This window comes from Caulobacter sp. GW821-FHT12D05, assembly GCF_058807295.1.
This window is the reverse complement of sequence record NZ_JBXAQO010000001.1, coordinates 1,138,735-1,163,118: the sequence shown is the minus strand read 5'-3', so window position 1 is coordinate 1,163,118 and position 24,384 is coordinate 1,138,735. Positions and strand designations below refer to the sequence as shown.

Genomic DNA, 24,384 nt, shown 5'->3' with positions numbered 1-24,384 from the left:
AACCTCTGATCCCGGAAGGGATTAGGCTTCGTAGTGGTCGCCTTCGAACGAACCGGCGCCGCCTTCCGCCATGTCTTGGGCGGCTTCGGCTTCGGCCGCGCGATCTTCCTCGAATTGCGAGTTGATCACGTTTTCGCCGCGCGCTTGGCGCTCGGCTTCGTCTTGGCTGCGCGCGATGTTCAGGGTGACCGTGATGGTCACTTCCGCGTGCAGGATCACCTTCACTTCGTGGACGCCCAGCGTCTTGATCGGCTTGTCCAGCACGACCATCGAGCGGTCGACCTTGCCGCCTTCGGCCTTGATGGCGTCGGCGACGTCGCGGCCCGCGACCGAACCGTACAGCTGACCGCTTTCGCCAGCCTGACGGATCAGGATGTATTGCGTGCCGTCGAGCTCTTCGCCGTTCTTGGCGGCCGATTCGCGGTTCTTCACGTTGCGGGCTTCGATCTCAGCGCGCTGAGCTTCGAAGGTGGCCAGGTTCGCCTTGGTGGCGCGCAGGGCCTTGCCGCGGGGCAGCAGGAAGTTGCGGGCGAAGCCGTCCTTCACGGTGACTTCGTCGCCGAGGACGCCGGTGCCTTCAACGCGTTCGAGCAGAATGACTTTCATCGTGGTGTCTCCCTTACTTCACGACGTAGGGGAGCAGAGCCAGGAAGCGGGCGCGCTTGATGGCCTTGGCCAGTTCGCGTTGCTTCTTGGCCGACACCGCGGTGATGCGCGACGGAACGATCTTGCCGCGTTCCGAGACGTAACGCTGCAGCAGCTTCACGTCCTTGTAGTCGATCTTCGGCGCGTTGGCGCCCGAGAACGGGCAAACCTTGCGGCGACGGAAGAACGGGCGGCGAGCGCCGCCAGCGGCGGCGGCCGGAGCGCCGGCTTCGGGAGCAGTCGTATCGGTCATGATCTTTTTCTCCCTTACGCTTGGGCTTGCGCTTGCGGCGCGAAGTCTTCGCGCGGGCGCTCGGCGCGATCAGGACGATCACGACGGGCCAGAACCGGCGACAGTTCCAGGTCCAGCTCTTCGACGCGGATCGTCATGAAGCGCAGAACGTCTTCATTGATCAGCAGCTGGCGCTCCATTTCCTTCACGGCCGGCGCCGGGGCGTCGATCGCGAGCAGGGAATAGTGGCCCTTGCGGTTCTTCTTGATGCGGTAGGTGAGGTTGCGAAGGCCCCAGTACTCGATCTTGGCGATGTGGCCGCCATTCTCTTCGATGAGGGTCTTCAGTTGCTCGTTCAGAGCTTCGGCCTGTTGCGGCGAGATATCCTGCCGCGCGATGACCACGTGTTCGTAGAACGCCATGTTTTCCTTCTTCCGTTGTGGAAGGCGGCGCGGTCGACGACGGAAGTCCGTCAACCACGATGGATCCGACACGCCGAGCGGGGTAAACCCCGGTCCCGGATGGGTGCGTGCAAGACCGCTCTTCCGTGAGAACGCGCGCTATTACAGAAGATGGGCGTGAAAGGCAAGCGCAGGGGCGCCGCCGAAGCAGGCACACGGGAAATGTCGGGCTTTCGACGCCGAGCGGTCTTCATCCGCGCAAAGGCCTATGCTAGCAGGCGAACATGGAGATCGGACATCGTTTCATGATCGTGCTCGCCGCCGGCTTTGCCGTCGCCGCGCCCGCGCATGCCGAACTGATCCAGAAGCCCGTCACCTCGGTCTCGGCCCATGAAGGCCGTTTCGCCGGCTATTCGGCGGCCTTGCCGCTGGACCTGTCGACCGACACCGAGAAGGTCGCCCTGACGGTCAAGTCGTCGGGCATGCTGGACAATCCGACCTACGACTTCGACCTGAACCTGTCGAAGAAGCCCGACAGCGACCGCGTCGGCGAGCGTTCGATGGCTCTGGGCGCGTCCTGGAACCAGAGCGAAGCCCGGCTGCGCTCGTCGATGTCCAAGCTGTTCGGCTTTGGCCTGCTGCCGCGCGCCAACTATGTGCGCGTCTCGATGGACATGGACGCCAGCCAGGCCATCGCCGTGCCGGGCAAGATCCCGGTGGCCCGCGCCAACATCCGCTCGTCCCTGACCCTGGACGGCCGTCCGGTCGGCTCGATCGCCTTTGGCGGCGGCTCGCAGGGGGAGGAGGGCGTCGACCTCAGCGTCATGCGTCCGTTCGAAATCCCCGCCGAGCTCACCATCAGCGTGCGGGGCGTCAACAACCAGCGCGAGGCTTGGCGGCTGCAGGACGCCCGCGCCATGGTCAAGCTGGTGAAGGTCGGCTGGTAGCCTCCAGCTTGCGGTCCTTGCGCGCCGTCACGGCCGCGAACCGCTTCAGATACTCCGGGTGCTCGGTGCCCATCAGCTTGTCCCACCAGGTAAAATAGAGCCCGTAGTTCCAGCCGGCCTGCGCGTGGTGCAGGTCGTGGTGGGTCACGGTGGTCACGAACGGGATCAGCGGCCGGCCGTCCTTGCGAGCGGGGAACAGCTCGTAGCCCGAGTGGCCGATCGTGTTGCGCACGATCTGGTGCAGCATGAACAGCCCCACCACCGGCCACTGGGTCGGGATCAGGATCACCCACAGCGGCACGAAGACGCCATTGATGAAGGCCTCGCCCAGGTCGAAGCTGTAGGCGGTGAACGGCGAGGGATTGTTCGACCGGTGATGGCGGCGGTGGAAGCGCCGGAACAGCCGCCGGTCGTGGATCAGCCGGTGCGTCCAGTAGAACCAGGCGTCGTGGGCGACGATCATCAGCACCAGGCTGGTCCAGAACCACACCGGTCCCCAGCTCTTGGCGATGTACGGTCCCGGCAGCCAGCCGGCCCGGAACAGGCCGAAGGTCAGCAGACCCAGGGTCGAGAAGATCATGATCGAGCGGATCGAGGTCGCGAACTCGATCAGCAGCTGGCGCGCGGCCGGTCGGCTGTCGCGGATCTTGCGACCGGCCAGCGGGATGGCCAACACGACCCAGAGGGCCAGCCAGACGCTGACGGAAAAGACCACATAGCGGGTGACGTCGACCTGCATCGAGGCCAGCCAGTTGCGAGCGAAGGGGAGGAGGGCGTCGAGCACGTCGTTGGGCTCCAGGGCGGTGAGAGACGCCCTCAGGGAAGCGGCCAGTGCTCCGACCGTCGCGCCGAACTTGAAATCAGGCCCGTTTGTCGGGTTTCGACGCGCCTTCGCCGGTTTCGACCAGTCGCAGGTGCGGATGGGCCGGCGTCACGTCCTGGCGCCAGGCGGTCGGGGTGACGCCGGTCGCGGCCCGGAAGGCGCGGTTGAACGGCCCCAGCGAGGCGAAGCCCAGCTCATAGGCGATGGTCGAGACCGACTTCAGCGCCTGTTCGGGATCAGACAGCGCGACCTTGGCGGCCTCGATCCGCCGGCCATTGACGTAATCGGCGAAGTTGCGGTGGCCCAGCGTGCCGTTGATCAGCTTGCGCAGGCGGTGCTCGGGCGCGCCGACCAGAGCCGCCAGCGTGCCGATGGAGAGATCCTCGCCGCGCCAGACCTCGTTCTGGTTCATGGCCTTGTCCAGGCGCGCCAGCACCAGGCGGTCGGCCGGGGTGAGATCCAGGGTCTCGGCCGGCTTGACCACTGGAGGCTCGCCGGCGGCCGGCGAGGCCTGGACCAGCACCGGCTCGGCGCGCAGCAGGGCCAGGGCCGAGCCGACGCCCAGGGCGGCCAGGGCCACGGTCTGGACCATGCCGGGCAGCATCGGGCCATTGCCGAAGCTGAAATCGCATAGGGTCTGGATGAACATGTAGCCCGTGGCCGCCGCCGCGATCGGCGCCCGCAGGTGACGGCGGCGCTCGACGAGGTCGATCCGCCAGCCACGCCAGGCCATCAGCAGGATATGGGTGTGCAGGACCACCGAATAGGCCGCGAACGACCACCAGACAGCGGCGCGGACGGGTGATGGCGGCAGAAACGCGCCGATGAGCCAGAAGGTGAAAGCCGCACCGGGAATGGCGTAGCGCCAGGGCGGAATTTTCGGCTCGTCCTCGAACAGCACCGAGCAGAACAGCCAGAAGACGCCCGCCGCCGAGGCCGCCAGCGCCCAGGTCACCGGGCTGAAATGCCGGCCTTCGGTGTAGTAGAAGTGGCTCTCGACGACGTGGGCGATCGAACAGAGCATCACCAGCACGCCAACCCAGCGCGTCGGCGTCATCTTGCGGCTGGCCGCCAGGGAAACGCCGGTGGCGGCGAAGGCCCCGACGGTCACGCCGCGAATGGCCAGTTCAAGCTGGGCGAGATCGGTCATGACCGATCATGGGCGCCAGCGCGCGCGGGGTTCAACCCGCGCGGCTGGTCGGAACCGCAAAAGGCTGGCTACTTCTTCTTGCCAGGCTACTTCTTCTTGTACGCCTTCACCGCGTCCATCGTCTGGGTGACGTGGCCGGCGAAGTTGCCGTCCGTATAGGACATCAGGATCTTGCCGTTCGGCGCGATCACGTACGAGGTGCGGTTCGACCATTCGGGCTTCTGCGACAGCACCACGTCGTACTTCTTGACCAGGTCCGCGTTGGCGGCGGCGACCGCAAACTTGTCGCGGCAGTGCTCCTTGGAGAAGTCCTTGATGCGGTCGACATTGCCGGCCGTGACGCCGATCACCGTGGCGCCCAGCTTCTCGAACTCGGGCGTGGCCTCGGCGAACTCGTGGGCCTCGGCGGTGCAGCCGGCGGTGTAGGCGGCGGGGAAGAAGTACAGCACCACCGGGCCCTTCTTCAGGGCCTTGGCCAGCTTGAAGTCGAAGTCCTTGCCGGCCAGGGCGGCCTTGGCGTCGAAGTCCGGCGCCTTGTCGCCGACCTTCAGGGCGGCCAGGGCGGGGGAAGCGGCGGCCACGGCGAGGGCGGCGGCGGCGATACCGGCGAGCAGACGGGACATCGGAAGCTCCAGGAGGAGGGCTGTTAACGGTCACGCCTTGGATAACCCCATTCCGCCATCTTCCAAACCGCTACCTTCGTCGTTACGTCGGTTGGGCGGATGGGGAGAAAGACATGGCCGACAACGTCCCGACCTTGGCGGAGTGGGCCGGCGGCCCCGAGCGGTTCAAGACGCTGTTCGAGACCTTCTACGCCCGCGTGCCGAACGATCCGGTGCTGGCCCCGGTCTTCGCCGAAATGGACCCGCATCACGCCCAGCACGTGGCGGCCTTCGTCGGCGAGGTGTTCGGCGGCCCCAAGGCCTATACCGAGGCCGGCGGCGGCCATGCGGCGATGATCCGCAAGCACATGGGCCGCCATCTCACCCAGGAGCAGCGCCGGGCCTGGGTGGCGCTGATGGTGGACACCGCCGATCAGGTGGGGATGCCCGACGATCCGGAGTTCCGCGCCGCCTTCGTCGGCTATCTGGAATGGGGCACGCGGCTGGCGGTGATCAACTCGGCCGAAGGCGTTCCCGAGCCCGAGGGCGAGCCGCCGATGCCGGTGTGGGGCTGGGGACCGCCGGGAGGCCCCTGGTTGGGCTGACTTGCCGCCCGGCCGCCTTTGGCCTAACCCTCCGCCCCTTGAATCTACAAAAGACGGAGCGGGCCATCATGAGCATCGCCTTCATTTTCCCGGGACAAGGCAGCCAGTCGGTCGGCATGGGCGTCGACCTGGCCGAAGCTTTCGCCAGCGCTCGCGAGGTCTTCCAGGAAGTCGATGACGCCCTGGGCCAGAAGCTGTTTTCGCTGATGAAGGAAGGTCCCGAAGGCGACCTGACCCTGACCGAGAACGCTCAGCCGGCCCTGATGGCCGTCTCGCTGGCCGTGACCCGCACGCTGGAGAAGGAATTCGGCGTCGGCATCGATCGCGCCGCCTTCGTGGCCGGTCACAGCCTGGGTGAATATTCGGCCCTGGCCGCCGCCAGCGCCATCAGCCTGGCCGACACCGCGCGCCTGCTGAAGCTGCGCGGTCAGGCCATGCAGCGCGCCGTGCCGGTGGGCGAGGGCGCTATGGCCTCGCTGATCGGTCCGAAGACGGATTTGGCCCTGGCCGAAGCGGCCGCCGCGGCCGGCTCGGAAGTCGGCGTCTGCGTCGTGGCCAACGACAACAACAACGGCAATGTCGTGATCTCGGGCGCCAAGGCGGCCGTCGACAAGGCCATCGAGAAGGCCAAGGAACTGGGCGCGCGCGCCATTCCGCTGAACGTCTCGGCCCCGTTCCACTGCCCGCTGATGCAGCCGGCCGCCGACGAGATGGCCGAGGCGCTGGCTCGCACGACCATCATCGCCCCGCGCACGCCGCTGGTCGCCAACATCACCGCCGCCCCGGTCCACGACCCGGACGTCATCCGCAAGCTGCTGGTCGAGCAGGTCACCGGCCGCGTCCGCTGGCGCGAGAGCATGACCTGGCTGGCCACGGACGGCGGCGTCACGCGTTTCGCCGAAGCCGGCGCCGGCAAGGTCCTCTCGGGCATGGCCAAGCGCATTGCCCCGGACGCCGAGGCGACCCCGCTGAACACGCCTGCTGATCTCGAAGCCTTCGCGGCCTCGCTCTAAATTCATAAGGAAGACCGACACATGTTCGATCTGACCGGCAAGACCGCTCTCGTCACCGGCGCCACGGGCGGCATCGGCGGCGCCATCGCCAAGGCTCTGCACGCGCAAGGCGCTCACGTCGTCCTCTCGGGCACCCGCGAATCGGCTCTGCAGGAACTGGCCGCCCAGTTCGGCGAGCGCGTCTCGTTCGTGGCCGCGAATCTCTCGGACGCCGCCGCCGTCGACGGCCTGGTCGCCAAGGCCGAGGAAGCCGCCGGCGCGCCGCTGGACATCGTGATCGCCAATGCCGGCGTCACCCGCGACGGCCTGATCGTCCGCATGAAGGACGAGGACTGGGAGACCGTGATCAAGGTCAACCTGGAAGGCTATTTCCGCCTGGCCCGCGCGGCCGCCAAGGGCATGATGAAGCGCCGCGCCGGCCGCATCATCGGCATCACCTCGGTGGTGGGCGTGACCGGCAACCCCGGCCAGACCAACTACGCGGCCTCCAAGGCCGGTATGATCGGCTTTTCCAAGGCTTTGGCCCAGGAACTGGCCAGCCGTGGCGTGACGGTCAACTGCGTGGCCCCCGGCTTCATCGCCAGCCCGATGACCGACGCCCTGAACGAAACCCAGAAGGCCGGCATCCTGTCGACGATTCCCGCCGGCAAGCTGGGCGAGGGGAGCGATATCGCCGCGGCGTGCGTTTTCCTGGCCAGCGATCAAGCCGGTTACGTCACCGGTCAGACCTTGCACGTCAACGGCGGCATGGCCATGATCTAAAACCGCTGTTCCTAAGTCGGTCTGCCGCTAGCAAGCCGAAAAGGAACGTGATAGGCGGAGCCCGACAATTCCTGCGAATAGCTTGGTTTTCGCCTGGCTGTTCATGGGCCGAAATTTTCTCAACGAGGGACTAACAGAATGTCCGACATTCTCGAGCGCGTGCGTAAGATCGTCATCGAACACCTGGATGCCGATCCCGAGAAGGTCACCGAGAAGGCTTCCTTCATCGACGACCTGGGCGCCGACAGCCTCGACAACGTCGAGCTGGTGATGGCGTTCGAAGAAGAGTTCGACATCGAAATCCCGGACGACGCCGCCGAGCACATCCAGACGGTTGGCGACGCCGTGAAGTTCATCACGGAAAAGACCGCCTAATAGGCGGTCGAGTTCGCTAGTCGAACCTGACCATTTCCGCCGCGTCGCACGGGCTCTTGCCATCGTGCGCGCGGCGGTTTTCGTTTGAGGCCAAGATTCGCGGCTGGCGCGCGTGGGGATAACTCCCCAAATGCTGCGTCCCGCATCGAAGGTTTGGGAGTGATCCATGCGTAGAGTTGTCGTCACGGGTATCGGCCTGCTGACCCCTCTGGGCCACGGTGTTGACGTGACCTGGAAGAACATCCTCGCCGGCAAGTCCGGCGCCAACCGCATCACGGCCTTCGATCCGACCGACTATGCCTGCAAGGTCGCCTGCGAAGTGCCGCGCGTCGATGGACGCGGCGGCGGCGGCCCGGACGTCGAAGGCAGCTTCGATCCCGACCAGACCATGAGCCCGCGTGACCAGAAGCGCGTGGACGACTTCATTCTCTACGGCATCGCCGCCGCTGACGAAGCCATCAAGGATTCGGGCTGGGTCCCGGAGACCGACGAGGACAAGTGGCGCACCGGCGTCATCCTGGGCTCGGGCATCGGCGGCCTGTCGACGATCGCCGACACGGCGCTGGAGCTGGAGGCCAAGGGCCCCCGCCGCGTCAGCCCGTTCTTCATCTCCTCGGCCCTGATCAACCTGATCTCGGGTCAGGTCTCGATCAAGTACGGCTTCAAGGGCCCCAACCACGCGGTCGTGACAGCCTGCGCCACCGGCGCCCACGCCATCGGCGACGCCATGCGTCTGATCAAGTACGGCGACGCCGACGTGATGATCGCCGGCGGCGCCGAAGCGGCCGTCTGCAAGGTCGGCGTGGCCGGCTTCATCGCTTGCCGGGCCATGTCGACCGAATGGAACGACACCCCGGAAAAGGCCTCGCGTCCCTATGACAAGGACCGTGACGGCTTCGTCATGGGCGAGGGCGCCGGCGCCCTGGTCCTGGAAGAGTACGAGCACGCCAAGGCGCGCGGGGCCAAGATCTACGCCGAAGTGGTCGGTTACGGCCTGTCTGGTGACGCGCACCACATCACCGCCCCGTCGGAAGACGGCGAAGGCGGCGGCCGCGCCCTGGCGGCGGCGATGAAGGACGCGGGCCTCCAGCCCTCGGACATCGACTACGTCAACGCCCACGGCACCTCGACCATGGCCGACGGCCTGGAAGCCGGCGCCGTCGAGCGCTTCCTGGGCGACCACGCCAAGAACGTCGTCATGTCGTCGACCAAGTCGATGACCGGCCACCTGCTGGGCGCCGCCGGCGCGATCGAGGGGATCTTCTCGATCCTGGCGATCCGCGACCAGATCGCCCCGCCGACGATCAACCTCGACAATCCGGACGTGAACGTCGCCATGAACCTGGCGCCGAACAAGGCCGTGCCGATGAAGATCGACGTGGCCGTGTCCAACAGCTTTGGCTTCGGCGGCACCAACGCCACCGTCGTGTTCAAGAAGGTCTCGTGAGCAAAAAGCCGTCGCCCCCCCGCAAAGCCCCCGCGCGCTCCGGCCGCCGGGAAACCGCCTCGGTGGGGCGACGGCTGATCCGCGCCCTGTTCGGCGCCTTCACGACCCTGGTCTTGATCGGGATGGTCGCCATCCTGGGTGTCGCCTTCGTCTATAACGGTCCCGGCCCCGCCGCGAAGACCGGCGACAAGACGACCGTCATTCTGCGCAAGGGCGCCAGCCTGCCCGAGATCGCCTCGGCGCTGGAGCAGGGCGGGGTGATCCGCTCCAACTCGATCTTCATGACCGCCGCCAAGCTCACGGGCGCGGCCCGCAGCCTGAAGGCCGGCGAATACGAATTCGCCGACCGCGCCTCGATGGCCCAGGTGCTGGACGCCATCCGCCACGGCCGCATCGTGCGCCACTGGATCACGATCCCCGAGGGCCTGACCTCGGACATGGTCATGGACATCCTCAACAAGTCCGACCTGCTGGTCGGCGACGCCGCGACCCCGCCCGAAGGCGCGATCCTGCCCGAGACCTACGAGGTCCAGCGCGGCGAAGACCGGGCCGTCGTCCTCAAGCACATGATGGACGACCGCGACCAGCTGCTGAACAAGCTGTGGGCCACGCGCCAGGCGGGCCTGCCGTACCAGTCGAAGGAAGAGGCCGCGATCATGGCCTCGATCGTCGAGAAGGAAACGGGCGTGAAGGGCGAGCGTCCGCAGGTGGCGGCCGTGTTCGTCAACCGCCTGCGCACCGGCATGCGCCTGGATACCGACCCGACCGTGATCTACGGCATCACCCGTGGCCGTCCGCTGGGCCGTGGTCTGCGCCGGTCGGAGCTGGATGCGTTCACGCCCTACAACACCTACAAGATCACCGGCCTGCCGCCGACGCCGATCGCCAATCCGGGCCGCGCGGCCTTGTCGGCGGCCCTGAACCCGGCCAAGACCAACGACCTCTATTTCGTCGCCGACGGCACGGGCGGCCACGTGTTCGCCTCCACCCTGGAGCAACACAACGCCAACGTCGCCAAGTGGCGCCAGATCGAGCGTGATCGCGCCGGCGACGACAGCGTCCCGGTGGTGCCGGCCAAGCCGGCGGGGAACTAGGGTCATGGCCATCTCGGGGATGACGGGCTTCGCCCGGGTCGAAGGCGCTCACGGGGCCTGGACCTGGGCGGTCGAGGCGCGCAGCGTCAACGGCCGCAACCTCGAGACCCGCTTCCGGGGCCCGCCCGGCTTCGAGAGCCTGGAACGCACCGCCCGCGAAGGCTCGCAAGGCCGCTTCCAGCGTGGCCAGCTGACCGTCAACGTCCAGGCCAAGCGCGCCGAGACCTCGGGCGAGACCCAGGTCAATGTCCAGGCCTTGGAGCGCTACCTGAAGGCCGGCGACCCCTATGTCGCCACCGGCATGGTCGCCAAGCCCACCCTGGACGGCCTGCTGGCCCTGAAGGGCGTCATCGAGGCCCGAGAGGACGAGGACGACGCCGAAACCCGCGCCGCCGTCGAAGCGGCCATGGCCGCCTCGATCGCCCAGGCGCTGGACGGCCTGAAGACCGCCAGGCAGGAGGAGGGCGCGGCCCTCGACCCCGTCCTGAACGGCCTGGTCGACCGTATCGAAGGCCTGACCGCCGACGCCGAGCGCGAGGCCGCTGGTCAGCCCGCCGTGTTGAAGGAGCGCTTCGCCCGCCGCATGGCCGAACTGGTCGGCGAGGCCGCCAGCGAAGAACGCATCGTCCAGGAAGCCGCCGCCCAGGCCGTGAAGGCCGACGTGCGCGAGGAGCTGGACCGCTTGGCCAGCCACGTCGTGGCCGCGCGCGGTCTGCTGTCGGGCGAGGGCGCGTCGGGCCGCCGGCTCGACTTCCTCTCCCAGGAATTCATGCGAGAATCCAATACCCTCTGCTCGAAATCGGCCCTGACCGCCCTGACCGCGATCGGTCTGGAGCTGAAGGCCGTGATCGAGCAGTTCCGCGAGCAGGTCCAGAACGTTGAATAAGCCCCACCATAACACCCGCGGCCTGCTCTTGATGGTCGTCGCCCCCTCGGGCGTCGGCAAGACCTCGCTGACCCGCCGCCTGGTGGCCGACCACAACGACCTGCACCTGTCGATCAGCTACACGACCCGCGAGCCGCGTCCGGGCGAGCATCACGGCCGCGACTATCACTTCACCACGCGTGAGGACTTCCAGGCGCTGATCGACCAGGATGCCTTCCTGGAGTGGGCCGAGGTCTACGGGAACTTCTACGGCAGCCCCAAGCCGCCGATCATGGCGGCGCTGGAGCGGGGCGAGAGCGCGCTGTTCGACATCGACTTCCAGGGCGCCATGAAGGTGCACGCCCAGGCCCAACAGGACAGCGTGCTGGTCTACATCCTGCCGCCGTCGCTGGCCGAGATGAGTCGCCGCCTGCACGCGCGCAGCCAGGACAGCGAAGAGGTGATCCACCGCCGCCTGTCGCGCGCCAAGGACGAGGTCGCCGCTTGGGAGCAGTTCGACTACGTCATTCTCAATGATGATTTCGACCGCGCCTACGCGGATCTGGCCCACATCTACCACGCCGAACGCCTGAAGCGGGCGCGTAACCCGTGGATCGGCAACCTGGTGGGCGATCTCTTGAAAGAAGAGATCTAGTACCCCAATCCGATTATCCCCGCGAAAGCGGGGACCCAAGCTGACTGTCAGAACGGATGCGTCCAACTCGGCTTGGATCCCCGCTTTCGCGGGGATGATCGGTGTGTGGGGCGCTCGGTATCAGCAGCCCCACCATCCGCGGCGCCTTAAAGCGCGCGACGGCCGAAGATCAGGTGGTACAGCGCCAGGATGACGACGGCGCCGATGGTGGCCACCAGCAGGCTGTAGAGATTGAAGCCGGACACGCCGCTGTTACCGAACTGGTTGAACAGCCAGCCGCCGACGAACGCGCCGACGATGCCGAGCACGATATCCAGCAGCACGCCGCTGCCAGAGCGGTTGACGAGCTTGCTGGCGATGAAGCCGGCGATCAGGCCCAGAAGAAGCCAGGCGAGAATGGACATCGTAGGGACTCCATGAGCGATGGGCCGCCCTGCGCGGCCTTGCCCAATCAAGTCCCAAATAGTCCAGTTAGTTCCCGCGCATACGTTCCTGGACGTAGGCGATCAGCTTCTCGGCCGGCGGACGGCCGAACGCGATGAACAGGCCCGAGCCCAGAACGGCTCCGATCAGGAAGGTCAGGTCCATCACGCAAATCCCCTACGACGATGGACGAGCTATTGCAGATGCTTCGTGGCCGAGCCAAGGCGACAAGGGGGCGCTGCGACGATCGGTCTTGGCTTTGTCCGCCTAGGCGGCGCCGCGCGACGGGGCCAGCAGCGCCAGGGTGCAGGTCAGGCCCTCGGGCGCGTAGTCGAAATCGGCCGCGCCGGCCAGGTCGCCCTTCAGGCTGGAGGCGATCAGGCGCGAGCCGAAGCCGGTGCGGGTGGGCGGCTTCACGAGCGGGCCGCCGCGTTCCTTCCACTCGACCACCAGCTTGGTGCGGCCGTCCAGGCGCCAGTCCACCGTGACGCGGCCGGTGTCCTGGGCCAGGGCGCCGTACTTCGAGGCGTTGGTCGCCAGCTCGTGGAAGATCATCGCCAGGGCCACGGCGACATTGGGCGCCAGGGGCACGGGGGGGCCGTCCAGGCGGACCTGGGTGGAATAGGGTTGCAGCGCCTCGGCCAGCAGTTCGCCCAGGTCGGCGCCCTCCCAGCTGCGGCGGGTGAGGAGGTCGTGGGCCTGGGCCAGGGCGTAGATGCGGTCGTTGAACTGGGCCAGGCCCTGCGGACCGCCTTCGCGCAGGCTGTGGCGGGCCAGGGACTGGACGACCACCAGGGTGTTCTTCACCCGATGGTTCAGCTCGTTGATCATCAGCTGCTGCCGCTCGGCCGCTGCCTGGGCCTCTTCCTCGCGGGCGCGCAGGATGTCGGCTGCGGCCTGCAGCGAGCCGCGCACCTCGGCGATCTCCTGCAGGTGCGAGGGGGCGGGGTCCAGCGGCGCGCCGGCGGCCAGGGCCTCGGCCTCGGCGACCAGGCCGCGCACGTCGCGCGAGATGGGGCGGGCGAAGGCCAGGGCGGCCGTGACGCCCAGGGCGATCAGCAGCGCGGCCCCAGCGACCGCCGGACCCAGCGAGGTCATGACGGCGCGGTTCAGCTCCTCGCGCGGCACCCCGACGATGAAGGTCCAGCCATAGGTCGGCGAGCGGCTGAACGCCGACAGCGTCTGGACGCCGTCCAGGGTGTGGGTGCGCACGACGCCGTCATTGGCGCGGGCCATGGCCTTCTGCATGTCCTTGCTGGCGTGCTTGCCCAGCATCTTGTCCTGGTCGCGCGAGCGGGCCACCAGGGCGGCGTTGCGGTCGACGATGCTGGCGGTCCAGCTGTCGGGGAAGGCCTGGCCGGTCATCAGGGCGTGGAAGGCGGCCGGATGCTGCATGTAGGCCAGGACCAGCAGCTTGCCTTTGACCAGCACCGGCACGTTGGTGCCGATCAGCGGGCTGAGCCCATGGCGCGGAATCAGGTTGCTGACGTTCGACTTGCCCGTGGTCATCTCGGCCCAGGACTGAGGCGTGACCGGCGCGTACGGCGTCGGGACACCCGGCGGAATGCGGGTGTTGATCAGCTGACGATCCATGGTCATCAGCACGATCCAGCCCTCGCGGCCCTTCACGGCCTGGCGGGCTTGTGTCTCGAAGGTCGCCAGGTCGCCCTCGGCCAGGGCGGGGGACACGGCCAGGCCCTGCAGCACGCTCTGGCCCTGGCCGATCTGGCGGTCGGTCGCCAGGGACAGGGCGCGGGTCATGGCGACCAGCTGGGTCGAGAACCGCCGCTGGCCTTCGCCATACTGCATGGCCACCAGCGCGCCCATCAGCAGGATAGCCGGCGCCGCCAGGGTCAAGGCCATGAAAAGAAGGCGTCGGGCGACCGTCGAGGGCGCCTTCGCCGCACTAGTGGTGGTCACATTCGCCCCGCTCAGCCCTTGGTTAGGCTGGAGGGGGGCAGGCTTAGCGTCAATAGCCTTTCACGCAAGGGGTTACGCGTGTGGGCTCGCCAACATCCACAGGCCCATGGCGACCATGAAAAGGTTCTCGGTCAGGGACACGAAACCCAGCGGCACATTGCTGTCGCCGCCGACGCAGGCGCACTTGAGGTCCCGCTTGTCGACATAGACCGCCTTGAACACCGACACCGCCCCGATGCCGCCGATGACGAGGCCCAAGGGCGCGGCGAACCAGGTCAGGACGCCCGCCGCCATCAGCACCCCGGCCGCCAGCTCGGCGAAGGGATAGATGTAACCGTACGGGACCCAGCGGCGGGCCAGCAGGTCGTAGTTCAGGAACATGGTCGAGAAGGTCTCGACGTCGCGCAGCTTCAGCATCGCCAGCAGGCTCATGGAAAAGGCCACGAACCATTCGGCCGCCTGGACCGTCAGGGGCGTGTGGAAGGCCGCCTGGCTGGCCGCCGGGGCCATCAGGGCGGCCACGGCGAAGACGGCGATCACCGGCGTGTAGGTCCGGGCCTTGGGATCGCGCGCGCCGAAGTGGAGGCGCAGGTCGCTGTAGCCGCCGATCCTCTGGCCGTCGATGAAGACCTGGGGCGTGGTCTTGACGTCGTGCTCTGCCTTGAAGGCGTCGGTCTCGGCGCGGGTCTTCAGCCAATGGTCCTCGACCGCATAGCCCTTGGCCTTCAGCAGGTGCAGCGCCTTCAGGCCGGACGGGCAGAGGTGCTCGGGCATGACCATGCGGTACAGCACGGCGGTCTTCGCGGGACTCATCGCTTCACTCCTTGCTCGCGACTGTTCCCGCCCCATGTAGGTTCCGTACCATGGTACGGAGTCAAGGCATGGCCAATACGATCGCGAACTTGGCCCGCGAGGGCGGCGTCGGCGTCGAGACGGTGCGCTATTACCAGCGTCGCGGACTGCTTCGAACGCCCGACAAGTCCGGCGGTTCGGCGATCTCGGGCGGGGTGCGGCGCTACGAGGCCGAGGACGTCCGCCGCCTGAAGTTCATCCGCCAAGCCCAGGCGGCCGGCTTCACCCTGGAGCAGATCGGCGAGCTGCTGGAACTGGACGCCGGCCAGGACCGGGCGCGGGCAAGGGCGCTGGCGCGAGAGCGCATCACGGCGCTGGATAAGAAGATCGCCGAGCTGCAGACGGCGCGGGCTTCGCTAGCCAAGCTGGCGCATGCGTGCGCGGCCTCGGACAACGGCCCGTGCCCGATCATCGAGGCGTTCGAGGCCTAGTCCTGGGCGCCCCGCTTGCGCAGTGCGCGGGCAAAGGTTTCGCCGGTCTGCTCGAAGCCCGTGGCGAGGCCGAAGGCGCGCAGATCGTTGGCCTCCGCGGGCGCTTCGAGGATCAGTTCGCCACATCCCGCCGACCGCGCGGCTTGCGAGGCGGCCTTCAGCAGCAGGCGGGCTATGCCGTTGCGGCGTCGCTCGGGATCGACCAGCAGGGCCGAGATCGTCCCCACCTTGAGATCGGCCGTCAACACGGCATGCCAGTGCACGGCGATGACGCCCGAGGGTGGTCCCCATTCGTCGGCGATCAGCAAGGCGCCGGGCTGGTCCAGGAGGGCGGTCAGGCGGTGCGCCAGCCGATCCTTGCCGACGGTCTCGCCGGCGGTCGACAGCAGTTCGGCCAGGCCCTCCGCATCACTGATCTGGGCGGCTCTGATCGAGAGGCCGTAACGGTTCGACATGCGCTCAGGAGGTGGGCGCGTTCGTCAGGTCTCGCAACAGCGCGATGGAGAATTCCGCGAAGCCGGGCGCGATCACCGTGTCGTCAGCTTCCAGGTCGACGCCGGGAAAATGCAGCAGGATCTGTCCATGAGCGCCATTGCGGCCAGGATGCAGGTCCAGGATCAGCCGAGGACTGTCGTCGAAGGCCGCGAACGGGACCCAGAGCCTGTCCCACAGCACCGGCTGGATCCGATTCTCGGCAATGTGCGCGACGGGTTCCTCGTCGCCAAAGAGGTCCTCCATCAGATCCATCGCCTCGATGATCTCGTCGATGGGCAGGAAGCGGTTGTCTTCGAAGAGCGCGTGCTCGGCGCCCAGATCGTTCTGGCCGTTGGCGATGGCGAGGTACTGCTTGAAGGCTTCTGGCAGGGGCGCGCCGACCCGCTGCTCGAGGACGGCGATCTCATCGGGCGAGGCCGGAGGGTTCAGGGTGGGAAGGACGTCCGGTGATCGCACGGCGATCCGCTCGATGATCTCTGCCCACATGGCGGTCTCTCCTAGTCCAGCGTCGCTCGCGCCAACGCCAGGAACCCCGCCAGGTCGATGACCTCGGCGCGGGCGTCGGGGCTGATTCCGGCCCTTTCGCACAGCTCGCCGCCGCCCAGGGCCTTGAGGCTGGAGCGCAGCATCTTGCGGCGCTGGCCGAAGGCGGCGGCGGTGACGCGTTCCAGGGCGGCGATGACGTCGGCGGGCGGCGGATCGGCCTTGGGGACCAGGCGCACCACGGCCGAGGCGACCTTCGGCGGCGGCGTGAAGGCCTTGGCCGGCAGGTCCATGACCGTCTTGGCGTCGCACAGCACCTGCGAGATCACGGCCAGGCGGCCGTAAGCGTCGTCGTCGGTCGTGGCGACGATGCGGTCGGCGACTTCCTTCTGGAACATCAAGGTCATCGACAGCGGCTTGAACGGACCCGTCAGCCAGTTGATCAAGAGCTGGGTGCCGACATTGTAGGGGAGGTTGGAGACCACGTGGGCCGGGACGTCGCCGGCGGCCTTGGCGCCGTCGACCTTCAGGGCGTCGCCCTCGACCAACTCCAGGCGGCCATCGGCAGCTTCGGACAGTTCGGCCAGAAGGGGCAGGAAGCGGCTGTCCTTCTCGATCGCCACGACGCGGGCGCCGGTCTCGAGCAGGGCGCGGGTCAGGCCGCCGGGACCGGGACCTACCTCGACCACGGTGTCGCCCTCATGGACGTCGGCCAGGCGGGCGATCTTGCGCGTGATGTTCAGGTCCAGCAGGAAGTGCTGGCCAAAGCTTTTGCGCGCCATCAGGTCGTGGCGCTCCAGGGCCTCGCGCAGGGGCGGCAGGTCGGCCAGGCTCATCGTATGTTCTCTCAGACGCCGCGACGGGCGGCGATGTCGGCCGCCAGCTTGATGGCGGCGATCAGGCTATCGGGACGAGCAATGCCGCGTCCAGCGATGTCGAAGCCGGTGCCGTGGTCGGGCGAGGTGCGCACGATCGGCAGGCCCAGGGTGATGTTCACCCCGCCCCAGAAGTCCAGCATCTTGACCGGGATCAGGGCCTGGTCGTGATACATGCACAGCACTCCGTCGTAACGGACGCGGGCTTCCGGGTGGAACAGGGTGTCGGCCGGAGCGGGACCGAAGCAGTCGACGCCCAGATCCTGCAAGGCGCGGACGGCCGGGGTGATGATCTCGATCTCTTCGCGGCCCAGCGCCCCGCCTTCGCCAGCGTGCGGGTTCAGGGCGGCGATGGCCAGGCGCGGGGACGCGATCCCGAAGTCGCGGCGCAGGGCCTGGGCGGTGACGAGGCCGCTATTGACGATGCTCTCGACATCTAGGGCGCCCGGGACCTTGGCGATGGACGTGTGGATGGTGACGAGCGTGGCGCGCAGGTCGGCGGCGGCCAGCATCATCACCGGCCCGCGCGCGCCTTCGAAGCGCTCGGCGGCGGTCAGTTCGGCCAGGAACTCGGTGTGGCCGGGAAACTTGAAGCCGGCCTCGTACAGCGGGGCCTTGGCGATCGGGGCGGTGACCAGTCCCGACACGCCGCCCGATAGCGCCAGGCCGACGCCGGTCTCGATCCAGCGGATCACCTGCGGCGCATAGGCCGGCGACGGCTGGCCCGCGACGACGGGCGAGAGCAGGGGGATGTCGATGACGGGCAGGGCGTCGGGAAAGACGCCCGCCACGTCCTGCGGCCGGGTCACGGTGCGGACCTTCACCCCGCCGCCGGCCGAGGCCAGCAGCTGGGCGTCGCCGATCACGACGAAGGGCGGGCCGTCCTGGCGCAGCGCGGCCCAAGCCTTGGCGATGATCTCCGCGCCGACGCCGGCGGGATCACCGGCGCTGAGGGCGAGGGGACGCATACGCCTATCGGGTCTCGATGGTGGCCTGGTTGCGCAGGTCGCGCAGGTAGCGCTTGGCGATCAGCGCCAGTTGCTGGCCGCGCAGGCGGTTCTCGATCTGGTCGTGGCTGGGCGCATTGGCGCCGCCCTGGCGCTTACCGCAGACGGCGATCAGGTGCATGCCGGCGTCGGTGCGGATCGGATCCGAGATCTGGCCGACGTCCAGCTTGTTGGCCGCGTCTTGGAAGGCGGGAGCCAGATCGGTGATCTCGGCCTCGCCCAGGTCGCCGGCGACCAGGCCGTCCACCTTGCCGGCGGCGCTTTCCAGCGTCTCGCAGCTGGTGATCTTGGGCTTCAGGTCGGTCAGCAGCTTGGTCGCCGCGGCGATCTGGGCCTCGTTGGCGTCGGCGGCCAGCGGGGCGGCGACCTGCTTGAGGTCGACGATCGCGGTCTTGGAGCCGGCGCGCTTGTCGCGCAGATAGATGATGTAGACGCCGTCCTTGACCTGGATGGGCTTGGACAGCTGGCCGGGGCGCAGCTGCTCCAGCGCGGCGTCGACCTCGGCCGGCATCTCGCCCTGGCTGACCCAGCCGATGTCGCCGCCGTTGGCCGCGGTGGCCGAGCCGGAGAACTGGCGAGCCACGGCCGCGAACGGCGCGCCCTGCTGCATCTGGTTGATCAGCTGGCCGGCGCCGTTGATGGCGACTTCCATGCCGCCCACGCGGCCGGCGTCCAGGAAGACTTCGCTGAGCTGGTACTGCGGCTTGGCGGCCGACTCGGCCAGGCGGCGCTGATAGGCCTTGATCTGGTCTTCGCCGATGCGCAGGCGCGAGCCGTAGCGGCCCTGGATCCAGGACTGCCAGCTCGAATCGGCGCGCAGCTGGGCGCGCCAGGTGTCCAGGCCGATTCCCTGCTGCACCAGCGACTGCTTCAGCTGGTCGGCGCTCATCTTGTTGGACGAGGCGATGTCGGCGATCTGCTCGTCGACTTCCTTGTCGGTCGAGATGATCGTGATCTTCTGCTGCTTCTCGACGCGGCGCAGCTCCTGCATCTGCAGGTGCTCGTCGACCAGCGAGCGCAGGGCTTCCTGCTCGATCTGCGGCAGGTTCTCCTGGGTCGGCTGCATGCCCGACGTGGCCATCAGCAGGCGCATGCGCTGCATCAGGTCATAGCTGGAGACGATTTCGTCGTTGATGACGGCGGCGACGCTTTCCTGCAGCGGCTGCGGCGCAGCCGGCTGCGCCGGCGCGGCGGCCGGAGGCGCGTCGACCTGAGGCGGCGCGGCCTCCTGGATTCGAGCGAAGGCGGGCAGGCCAAGGCTCGCCACGGTCAGGGCGAGAATGGACGCGGCGCCGGCCGCGAAAGTCGTCACGCTACGCGCAGACCGCATGGATAGTGTCGTTCCTCTAGACCGGGTCCGCCCCCTTGCGGAAGCGCGGTCGATTATCATGTTTTCAGGGGCGGCGTCGCCGGTCCGGCGATTTCCTTTCGGCCGTCGCCCCCAAGACACGCCTGTCTGACATGCGGGTTCGCCCCGCACGCCCCCCAGGCGCGGTCACTCAGTACCCTGTATCACCTAATGTGGCGAGCGTTAGGCGGAAGACGACCGTACGGTCAGGCTGCAGCCGCAGACCGGTGGCCGTCGAGGCGTAACGGTCTTCCTGTTGGTAGATCACATCGATGCGAATGCAGTCGTCCTGGTAGGCCACGCCGACGTCGCGACGACGCCACACGTCCTGCACCATGTCGCGCTGGCCGAAGGTGGTCAGCGAGATTTTTTTGGTCAGCTTCACTTCGCCGCGGGCTTCGAAGCTCTCCTGGCGCGCGCCGTTCGAGTCGATCTCGTCCTTCAGGTAGCGGATCGAGCCCCAACCGCGCTTGGTGTAAGCGTCGACACCCGTTTCGATCCGGTGGATCTCCTGGGTCTGCGCGTCGAGTCGCGTGCGGACGAAGGCGTTGATGCCCTGGACCGGCGTGACCGTGGCGGCCACGATCCAGTCGGACGACTTGCTCTGCAGGCCAGTGCGGGCCGGCAGCAGCGGGTCGAATTCCGAGCGGAAGCTGCGGCCGATCAGGATGCTGCCACTGCGGCCGCCCGGCAGGCTGTAGGTGGCCCGGCCGCCGACGTTCAGGCGCTGGCCGCCCTCATAGAGGTCGAAGCCCGGCGACTTGTTGGCCTGGAACAGGTTGGTCTCGTCGAACTCCAGCGTCGCGCTGTCTTCGTTGTAGAGGTAGGTCGTCGTCCCGTTGCGGGCGACGACGGTCGGCACGCGCGAGCTGTCGGAGCCGGCGGCGATCTGGGCCAGGGGCTCCAGCACGATGTTGCCGCCGTTCTTGAGCGGCTTGAAGAAGGGCAGGCTGAAGTCGACGCCGCCCACGCCCAGGGCGCGGGTGTAGGTGTCCTTGTCCTCGTCGCCCAGCGCGGCGGCGGCGGGCGAGACGTAGGTCTTGATCGAATAGGCGTCGCCGCGAGCCTGGGCGAACGGCGAGATCTTCAGGCCGTTGCCGACGATCTTGCTGGTGCGCCAGTCGGCCTTGAAGCTGGCGCGGCTGGAATCGACCCCGTCCTGGCCCTTGTAGGTGGGCAGGTAGTAGGGGGCTTCGCCGTACGGCGACTCAGAACGGTTCAGCATGACGCCCGTGCCCTGCAGGCGCAGGCGGCCGCCCAGTACGGGGCTGTCGGGCTCCCAACGGGCCTCGACCAGCGGGCCGATCAGCGGGAAGGCGCCGCTGTTCTCGAAGGCGTTGGCCGTACCCGCCGTGGTGGTGCCGACGACGCGCAGGCCCTGGACCGAGACGGCCGAGACCGAGAACCACGACCGGGTGTCCTGGCGCGTGGCATACAGCTGCGAGACCAGGCGATGGTCGTCGCTCGTGAACAGGCCGCGCTGCTGGTAGACGTCGTTGACCTTGTACTTGTCAAACAGCAGGGCATCCGAGACGCGCTCGGCCGAGAAGCCCCACTTCCACTTGTTGTCGATGTCGAACTTGCCGTTCGCCAGGATGTAGCTGCGGGCGGTCGCCTTGCCGAAGCGGTCGCCCCGGATGTCGAAGTCCTTGTCGTAGGTGAAGCCGCCGCGCGCCTCGAGCACGCCCGAGTAGAAGCGCTTGCGGTAGTTCACGTTCAGGAACGGATTGACGTCCGTGTTGATCTGCGGGGACAGGATGATGTCCGACGAGGGCGAGATCACGTACAGGTAGGGCTGGTTGTACGAGATGCCCCGGCCCTTGGAGAAGTCGATCTTGGGCGCCAGGAAACCCGAGCTGCGCTTGGCCGACGGATCGGGGTGCCAGAACAGCGGCATGTACAGGATCGGCGCGCCCCACAGGTGGATGACGGCGTTCTTGTAGTAGATCAGCTGCTTCTGCTTATCCTGCACGATCTTGTCGGCCGAGACCGACCAGGTCGGGCGGGGCTTTTCGGCGCAGACCTCGCAGGGCGTGTAGATCGCCTTGTTCAGTTCCTGGATATTCTCGTTGCGGCGCACGGCCGTGACCGAGGCCACCTTGATGTTCTGGCTCAGGCGGGCGGCGAAATTCTGGGCGAAACCAGCCTTGAAGTCCTTGTCGACTTCCATGTGGTCGGCGAACTCGGCCGTGCCGTCCGGATTGAGCATCTGCACGTGGCCGTCGGCGACCACCGAGCCGGTCTTGGCGTCGTAGACCACCTTGTCGGCGCGCAGGGTGCGACCCTGGTAGCGCGCCTGCACCGAGCCCTGGGCCGTCATGATCTGGTTCTTGTCGTCCCGGATCAGCAGGTCCGACTCCAGATAATAGCCCTCGTCGCCCAGGCCGTCGGCCGGAGCGGCGGGGACCACCGGGGTCGGCGGAATATTGACGAAGCTCTGCTGGGCTTGGGCCGCGCAGGCGAACGCCATCCACGCCGCGCCGCTGAGGAGCAGCTTGCGGCAGACGGACGCGGCGCTGACGCGCGTTTCAGTCATGGTCATCCCTGCAAACAATGACTCACCCATCTTCCGTATAGCAAAGCAAAGTGAAGCCCGCCAAAATCGCGACGGTCGGCGGCGTCCATGCGGCGATGAACGGGGCCAGAACGTCGGCCTTGCCCAATGTGCTGCACAGCTCGTTGAAGAAAAAGAACCCGAAACCCAGGGCGACGCCAGAGCCCGCCAGAGCGGCCAGGCCGCCCAGTCGCATCAGGCGCAGCGAGAAGGCCGCGGCCAGCACCGACATGGCGGCGAACAGCAGCGGCGTGGCCAGATCCTGCTGCAGGCGCAGCTTGAACGGCGCGGCCGAGAAGCCGGCGTCCTCGGTGCGCTGGATCGTGGCCGGCAGGCGCCACAGCGCCACGGCCGACGGCGTGTTGAAGCGCTCGGACGCCGTGCGGTCGTCCAGGTTCGACGGGATCGACAGGCTGTCGGAGCGGATCGCCCCGGCGCCGGGCGTGGCCTCGCGCACGCCCGACAGGCGCCAGAAGCCCGGCTCCAGCCGCGCCTCGTTGGCCTCGATCCGGCGGGTGAAGTCCATGACGCCCTTGCTGTTCAGGGCATAGACGAACAGCGACACGCCCTTCAGGCGCACCGAGCCGTCGACCGTTTCGCGGGCCCGGGCGCGGATGACGATCTGGGTCTTGTCGTCGCCCTGGCGCAGCCAGGTGCCCTTGGGCGCTTCCTTCAGATAGCCGTTCATCACGGCGTCGCGCTCGCTCTCGAACTTGGCCGTCATGGCCGTCGTCAGCGGGTTGAGCAGGGTGATGGTCAGAAGGCCGATCACGAACGACGACAGGGCCGCCGGCATGATGAACCGCCAGGCCGAGACGCCCGCCGCGCGCATGGCGATCAGTTCGCTGCGCCGGTTCAGCTCGACGAAGGCCCACATGGTGCCAAACAGGAACACGAACGGCGCCAGCACCAGGATCGTGGCCGGAGCCTGCAGGACAGTCAGGTATAGCAGTTGGAAGAAGGTCGCGTCCGCTCGCGTGCCCACGTTGCGGGCGATGTCGACGAAGGCGATCAGCATCACCATCGCGCCCAGCACCGCCAGGGCGCCGATCAGCGCGCTCATGGTGCGCTTGAGGACGTAGCGTTCCAGCATGCCCATGGTCATCAGGCGGCTCCCGTCCAGGCGGGGGCGGACTTGACCGACTTTGGCGCGCGGCGAGCGGAGACCTTCTGGCGGAAGATCTGGGCCATGCCCCACCACATGGCGCTGAGCGGCACCAGATACTGCAGGACGTTCAGCCAGGCGCTGTCCTCGCAGGCGGCCTGCACGCCGAAGCCGACGATGCGCACGATGCCGGCCGCGGCGCCGACGGCGGCGATCCGCTTGCCATAGCCCATGCGGCTGAACGAGCCGCCCAGCACGGCCGCCAGGGCCATGGTCATCAGGGCGATATTGTAGAGCGGGCCGGCGAAGCGCGAGTGGCCCTCGGCCAGCATCTTGCCCTTGTTCCGCTGCTCCCACTCCTGGGTCATGTCCGGGAAGAACAGCTCGTGCGGATAGCGGTCGGCGATCTTGTAGTGCAGCAGCTCGTCGGTCTTGAACAGGCTGGACAGGTCGAAGGTGTACTCGTCGAACGAGGTGTACTGCAGCACGCCCTGACGCGAGAACTGCTGGTTGCTGCCATGGCGCATGACCAGCACCGGCTGGCCCTTGCGGGTGGCGATCTCGGCCTCGCGCGACGAATAGGTCGAGGCCGCGCCGTTGGGCAGTTCCTGGTGGATGAACAGGTTCTGGATCTTGTTGTCGCGGTCGATCGACTGGGCATAGACCGTCAGGCCCGGACCCGGCTCGGTGAACTGGCCCGGCTGGACCAGGGTCGAGGCGACGTCGGTCTTGATCTCGAAGGCCGTCTCGCGGATCTGGCGGGCGCTCCAGGGCTGCAGCCACAGGCCCGAGATCAGCGAGATCAGGGCCGCGAACACCGCCAGGCGCATGGCCGGCGAGATGACGCTCCAGCGACTCATGCCGCCGGCGAAGCAGACGACGATCTCCTGCTCGGTGTGCAGACGATTCAGCGCCACCAGCGCGGCCACGAACAGGGCCAGCGGCATCATGATGCTGAACAGCTGCGGCAGGGCCAGCACGATGATCTTCAGGAACACCAGCGCGCTCTGGCGCTGCTCCACCAGCACGTCGAACTCCGACAGGCTGCGCGCCAGCAGGGCAAGCGCGACCAGGGCCGCCGTCGCCAGCAGCGTCGGACCCAGCAACTGGCGGAAAAGATACCGTTCTATGAGGCGCATGCAGAGACGTTCGGGGCGGTTGGATTCGTGGGACGAACCCCGAAGATGGGTCGTTCTACACGGGGGCTTCGCGTCGGCACAACCGGTGAGCTGACTTGACTGTGCGCAGTGGGGCCGAACGGAGCCTTTTCTATGG

Annotated in this window: 27 protein-coding genes; 10 read left to right on the top strand and 17 right to left on the bottom strand. The window is 67.6% G+C overall.

All coding sequences use genetic code 11. The annotated features are described in order from the left end of the window. Nucleotides 1-21: 21 nt before the first annotated feature. The 3 genes from rplI to rpsF are packed head-to-tail and all read right to left on the bottom strand — an operon-like array spanning nucleotide 22 to nucleotide 1,299. A complete protein-coding gene (gene rplI / locus AC1RRR_RS05130; RefSeq protein WP_454716439.1) occupies nucleotides 22-606 on the bottom strand; it encodes a 50S ribosomal protein L9 in 585 nt (194 codons plus the stop codon). 13 nt (nucleotides 607-619) lie between these two features. Next, on the bottom strand, nucleotides 620-898 hold the full coding sequence (gene rpsR / locus AC1RRR_RS05125) for a 30S ribosomal protein S18 (RefSeq protein WP_004615089.1): 279 nt from the start codon (nucleotides 896-898) through the stop codon (nucleotides 620-622). 14 nt (nucleotides 899-912) lie between these two features. Further along, nucleotides 913-1,299, bottom strand: coding sequence for a 30S ribosomal protein S6 (gene rpsF, locus AC1RRR_RS05120; protein WP_454716438.1), 387 nt, complete (start codon nucleotides 1,297-1,299; stop codon nucleotides 913-915). Nucleotides 1,300-1,562: 263 nt separating this feature from the next. Between rpsF and AC1RRR_RS05115 the strand changes: the two genes are divergently transcribed. Then, nucleotides 1,563-2,225 carry a hypothetical protein gene (locus tag AC1RRR_RS05115; protein WP_492811056.1) on the top strand — a complete coding sequence of 221 codons (663 nt, stop codon included), beginning with the start codon at nucleotides 1,563-1,565 and terminating at the stop codon, nucleotides 2,223-2,225. On the opposite strand, the gene AC1RRR_RS05110 is transcribed toward AC1RRR_RS05115, so the two are convergent. From AC1RRR_RS05110 to AC1RRR_RS05100, 3 genes are all read right to left on the bottom strand, one after another. Next, on the bottom strand, nucleotides 2,200-3,009 hold the full coding sequence (locus AC1RRR_RS05110; RefSeq protein WP_492811054.1) for a sterol desaturase family protein: 810 nt from the start codon (nucleotides 3,007-3,009) through the stop codon (nucleotides 2,200-2,202). The genes AC1RRR_RS05115 and AC1RRR_RS05110 overlap by 26 nt on opposite strands. A 76-nt stretch (nucleotides 3,010-3,085) precedes the next feature. Further along, nucleotides 3,086-4,198 (bottom strand): helix-turn-helix domain-containing protein, encoded by a 1,113-nt coding sequence (locus AC1RRR_RS05105; RefSeq protein WP_492811053.1) that lies wholly within the window; start codon nucleotides 4,196-4,198, stop codon nucleotides 3,086-3,088. A gap of 86 nt (nucleotides 4,199-4,284) precedes the next feature. Beyond that, nucleotides 4,285-4,821 (bottom strand): peroxiredoxin, encoded by a 537-nt coding sequence (locus AC1RRR_RS05100; RefSeq protein ID WP_492811051.1) that lies wholly within the window; start codon nucleotides 4,819-4,821, stop codon nucleotides 4,285-4,287. A 113-nt stretch (nucleotides 4,822-4,934) separates the two neighbouring features. Between AC1RRR_RS05100 and AC1RRR_RS05095 the strand changes: the two genes are divergently transcribed. From AC1RRR_RS05095 to gmk, 8 genes are all read left to right on the top strand, one after another. Next, nucleotides 4,935-5,405: a group II truncated hemoglobin gene (locus AC1RRR_RS05095; protein WP_492811049.1), complete on the top strand. Its 471-nt coding sequence runs from the start codon at nucleotides 4,935-4,937 to the stop codon at nucleotides 5,403-5,405. Nucleotides 5,406-5,473: 68 nt separating this feature from the next. Continuing rightward, on the top strand, nucleotides 5,474-6,418 hold the full coding sequence (fabD, locus tag AC1RRR_RS05090) for an ACP S-malonyltransferase (RefSeq protein ID WP_492811048.1): 945 nt from the start codon (nucleotides 5,474-5,476) through the stop codon (nucleotides 6,416-6,418). Between the two features lie 21 nt (nucleotides 6,419-6,439). Then, entirely contained in the window at nucleotides 6,440-7,180 is a 741-nt protein-coding gene (fabG, locus tag AC1RRR_RS05085; protein WP_492811046.1) for a 3-oxoacyl-[acyl-carrier-protein] reductase, read from the top strand. A 138-nt stretch (nucleotides 7,181-7,318) separates the two neighbouring features. After that, complete coding sequence (locus tag AC1RRR_RS05080) at nucleotides 7,319-7,555, top strand: acyl carrier protein (RefSeq protein WP_004615098.1); 237 nt, start codon at nucleotides 7,319-7,321, stop codon at nucleotides 7,553-7,555. 166 nt (nucleotides 7,556-7,721) lie between these two features. Beyond that, complete coding sequence (gene fabF / locus AC1RRR_RS05075) at nucleotides 7,722-9,002, top strand: beta-ketoacyl-ACP synthase II (RefSeq protein ID WP_492811043.1); 1,281 nt, start codon at nucleotides 7,722-7,724, stop codon at nucleotides 9,000-9,002. Then, entirely contained in the window at nucleotides 8,999-10,096 is a 1,098-nt protein-coding gene (mltG, locus tag AC1RRR_RS05070; RefSeq protein WP_492811041.1) for an endolytic transglycosylase MltG, read from the top strand. Before fabF ends, mltG begins: the two co-directional genes overlap by 4 nt. 4 nt (nucleotides 10,097-10,100) lie before the next feature. Next, nucleotides 10,101-10,982 carry a YicC/YloC family endoribonuclease gene (locus AC1RRR_RS05065; protein WP_492811039.1) on the top strand — a complete coding sequence of 294 codons (882 nt, stop codon included), beginning with the start codon at nucleotides 10,101-10,103 and terminating at the stop codon, nucleotides 10,980-10,982. Beyond that, the gene (gene gmk, locus AC1RRR_RS05060) at nucleotides 10,975-11,616 is read left to right on the top strand and encodes a guanylate kinase (protein WP_492811037.1); all 642 of its coding nucleotides are present in this window, start codon (nucleotides 10,975-10,977) and stop codon (nucleotides 11,614-11,616) included. Before AC1RRR_RS05065 ends, gmk begins: the two co-directional genes overlap by 8 nt. Nucleotides 11,617-11,762: 146 nt before the next feature. On the opposite strand, the gene AC1RRR_RS05055 is transcribed toward gmk, so the two are convergent. The 3 genes from AC1RRR_RS05055 to AC1RRR_RS05045 form a co-directional block, all read right to left on the bottom strand. After that, nucleotides 11,763-12,020, bottom strand: coding sequence for a GlsB/YeaQ/YmgE family stress response membrane protein (locus AC1RRR_RS05055; protein ID WP_291878538.1), 258 nt, complete (start codon nucleotides 12,018-12,020; stop codon nucleotides 11,763-11,765). 286 nt (nucleotides 12,021-12,306) lie between these two features. Then, the gene (locus AC1RRR_RS05050) at nucleotides 12,307-13,959 is read right to left on the bottom strand and encodes a sensor histidine kinase (RefSeq protein WP_492811034.1); all 1,653 of its coding nucleotides are present in this window, start codon (nucleotides 13,957-13,959) and stop codon (nucleotides 12,307-12,309) included. A 72-nt stretch (nucleotides 13,960-14,031) separates the two neighbouring features. Then, complete coding sequence (locus AC1RRR_RS05045; RefSeq protein ID WP_492811032.1) at nucleotides 14,032-14,772, bottom strand: MauE/DoxX family redox-associated membrane protein; 741 nt, start codon at nucleotides 14,770-14,772, stop codon at nucleotides 14,032-14,034. Between the two features lie 68 nt (nucleotides 14,773-14,840). Here AC1RRR_RS05045 and AC1RRR_RS05040 point away from each other — a divergent pair, with 68 nt between their 5' ends. Continuing rightward, a complete protein-coding gene (locus AC1RRR_RS05040) occupies nucleotides 14,841-15,242 on the top strand; it encodes a MerR family DNA-binding protein (protein WP_492811030.1) in 402 nt (133 codons plus the stop codon). Here the strand turns inward: AC1RRR_RS05040 and AC1RRR_RS05035 are convergent. The 8 genes from AC1RRR_RS05035 to lptF form a co-directional block, all read right to left on the bottom strand. Further along, on the bottom strand, nucleotides 15,239-15,697 hold the full coding sequence (locus tag AC1RRR_RS05035; protein WP_492811028.1) for a GNAT family N-acetyltransferase: 459 nt from the start codon (nucleotides 15,695-15,697) through the stop codon (nucleotides 15,239-15,241). The two genes, AC1RRR_RS05040 and AC1RRR_RS05035, sit on opposite strands and share 4 nt — an antisense overlap. A gap of 4 nt (nucleotides 15,698-15,701) precedes the next feature. Further along, entirely contained in the window at nucleotides 15,702-16,223 is a 522-nt protein-coding gene (locus tag AC1RRR_RS05030; protein ID WP_492811027.1) for an SMI1/KNR4 family protein, read from the bottom strand. A gap of 11 nt (nucleotides 16,224-16,234) precedes the next feature. Continuing rightward, nucleotides 16,235-17,056 carry a 16S rRNA (adenine(1518)-N(6)/adenine(1519)-N(6))-dimethyltransferase RsmA gene (gene rsmA, locus AC1RRR_RS05025; protein WP_492811026.1) on the bottom strand — a complete coding sequence of 274 codons (822 nt, stop codon included), beginning with the start codon at nucleotides 17,054-17,056 and terminating at the stop codon, nucleotides 16,235-16,237. A gap of 11 nt (nucleotides 17,057-17,067) precedes the next feature. After that, on the bottom strand, nucleotides 17,068-18,063 hold the full coding sequence (pdxA, locus tag AC1RRR_RS05020) for a 4-hydroxythreonine-4-phosphate dehydrogenase PdxA (protein WP_492811024.1): 996 nt from the start codon (nucleotides 18,061-18,063) through the stop codon (nucleotides 17,068-17,070). Between the two features lie 4 nt (nucleotides 18,064-18,067). Continuing rightward, nucleotides 18,068-19,432, bottom strand: coding sequence for a peptidylprolyl isomerase (locus tag AC1RRR_RS05015; protein WP_492811022.1), 1,365 nt, complete (start codon nucleotides 19,430-19,432; stop codon nucleotides 18,068-18,070). Nucleotides 19,433-19,601: 169 nt separating this feature from the next. Continuing rightward, entirely contained in the window at nucleotides 19,602-22,016 is a 2,415-nt protein-coding gene (locus AC1RRR_RS05010) for an LPS-assembly protein LptD (protein WP_492811020.1), read from the bottom strand. After that, the gene (lptG, locus tag AC1RRR_RS05005) at nucleotides 22,009-23,109 is read right to left on the bottom strand and encodes an LPS export ABC transporter permease LptG (RefSeq protein ID WP_492811019.1); all 1,101 of its coding nucleotides are present in this window, start codon (nucleotides 23,107-23,109) and stop codon (nucleotides 22,009-22,011) included. The genes AC1RRR_RS05010 and lptG overlap by 8 nt, the downstream gene beginning before the upstream one ends. Next, the gene (gene lptF, locus AC1RRR_RS05000; RefSeq protein WP_492811017.1) at nucleotides 23,109-24,248 is read right to left on the bottom strand and encodes an LPS export ABC transporter permease LptF; all 1,140 of its coding nucleotides are present in this window, start codon (nucleotides 24,246-24,248) and stop codon (nucleotides 23,109-23,111) included. Before lptF ends, lptG begins: the two co-directional genes overlap by 1 nt. Between the last annotated feature and the right edge of the window lie 136 nt (nucleotides 24,249-24,384).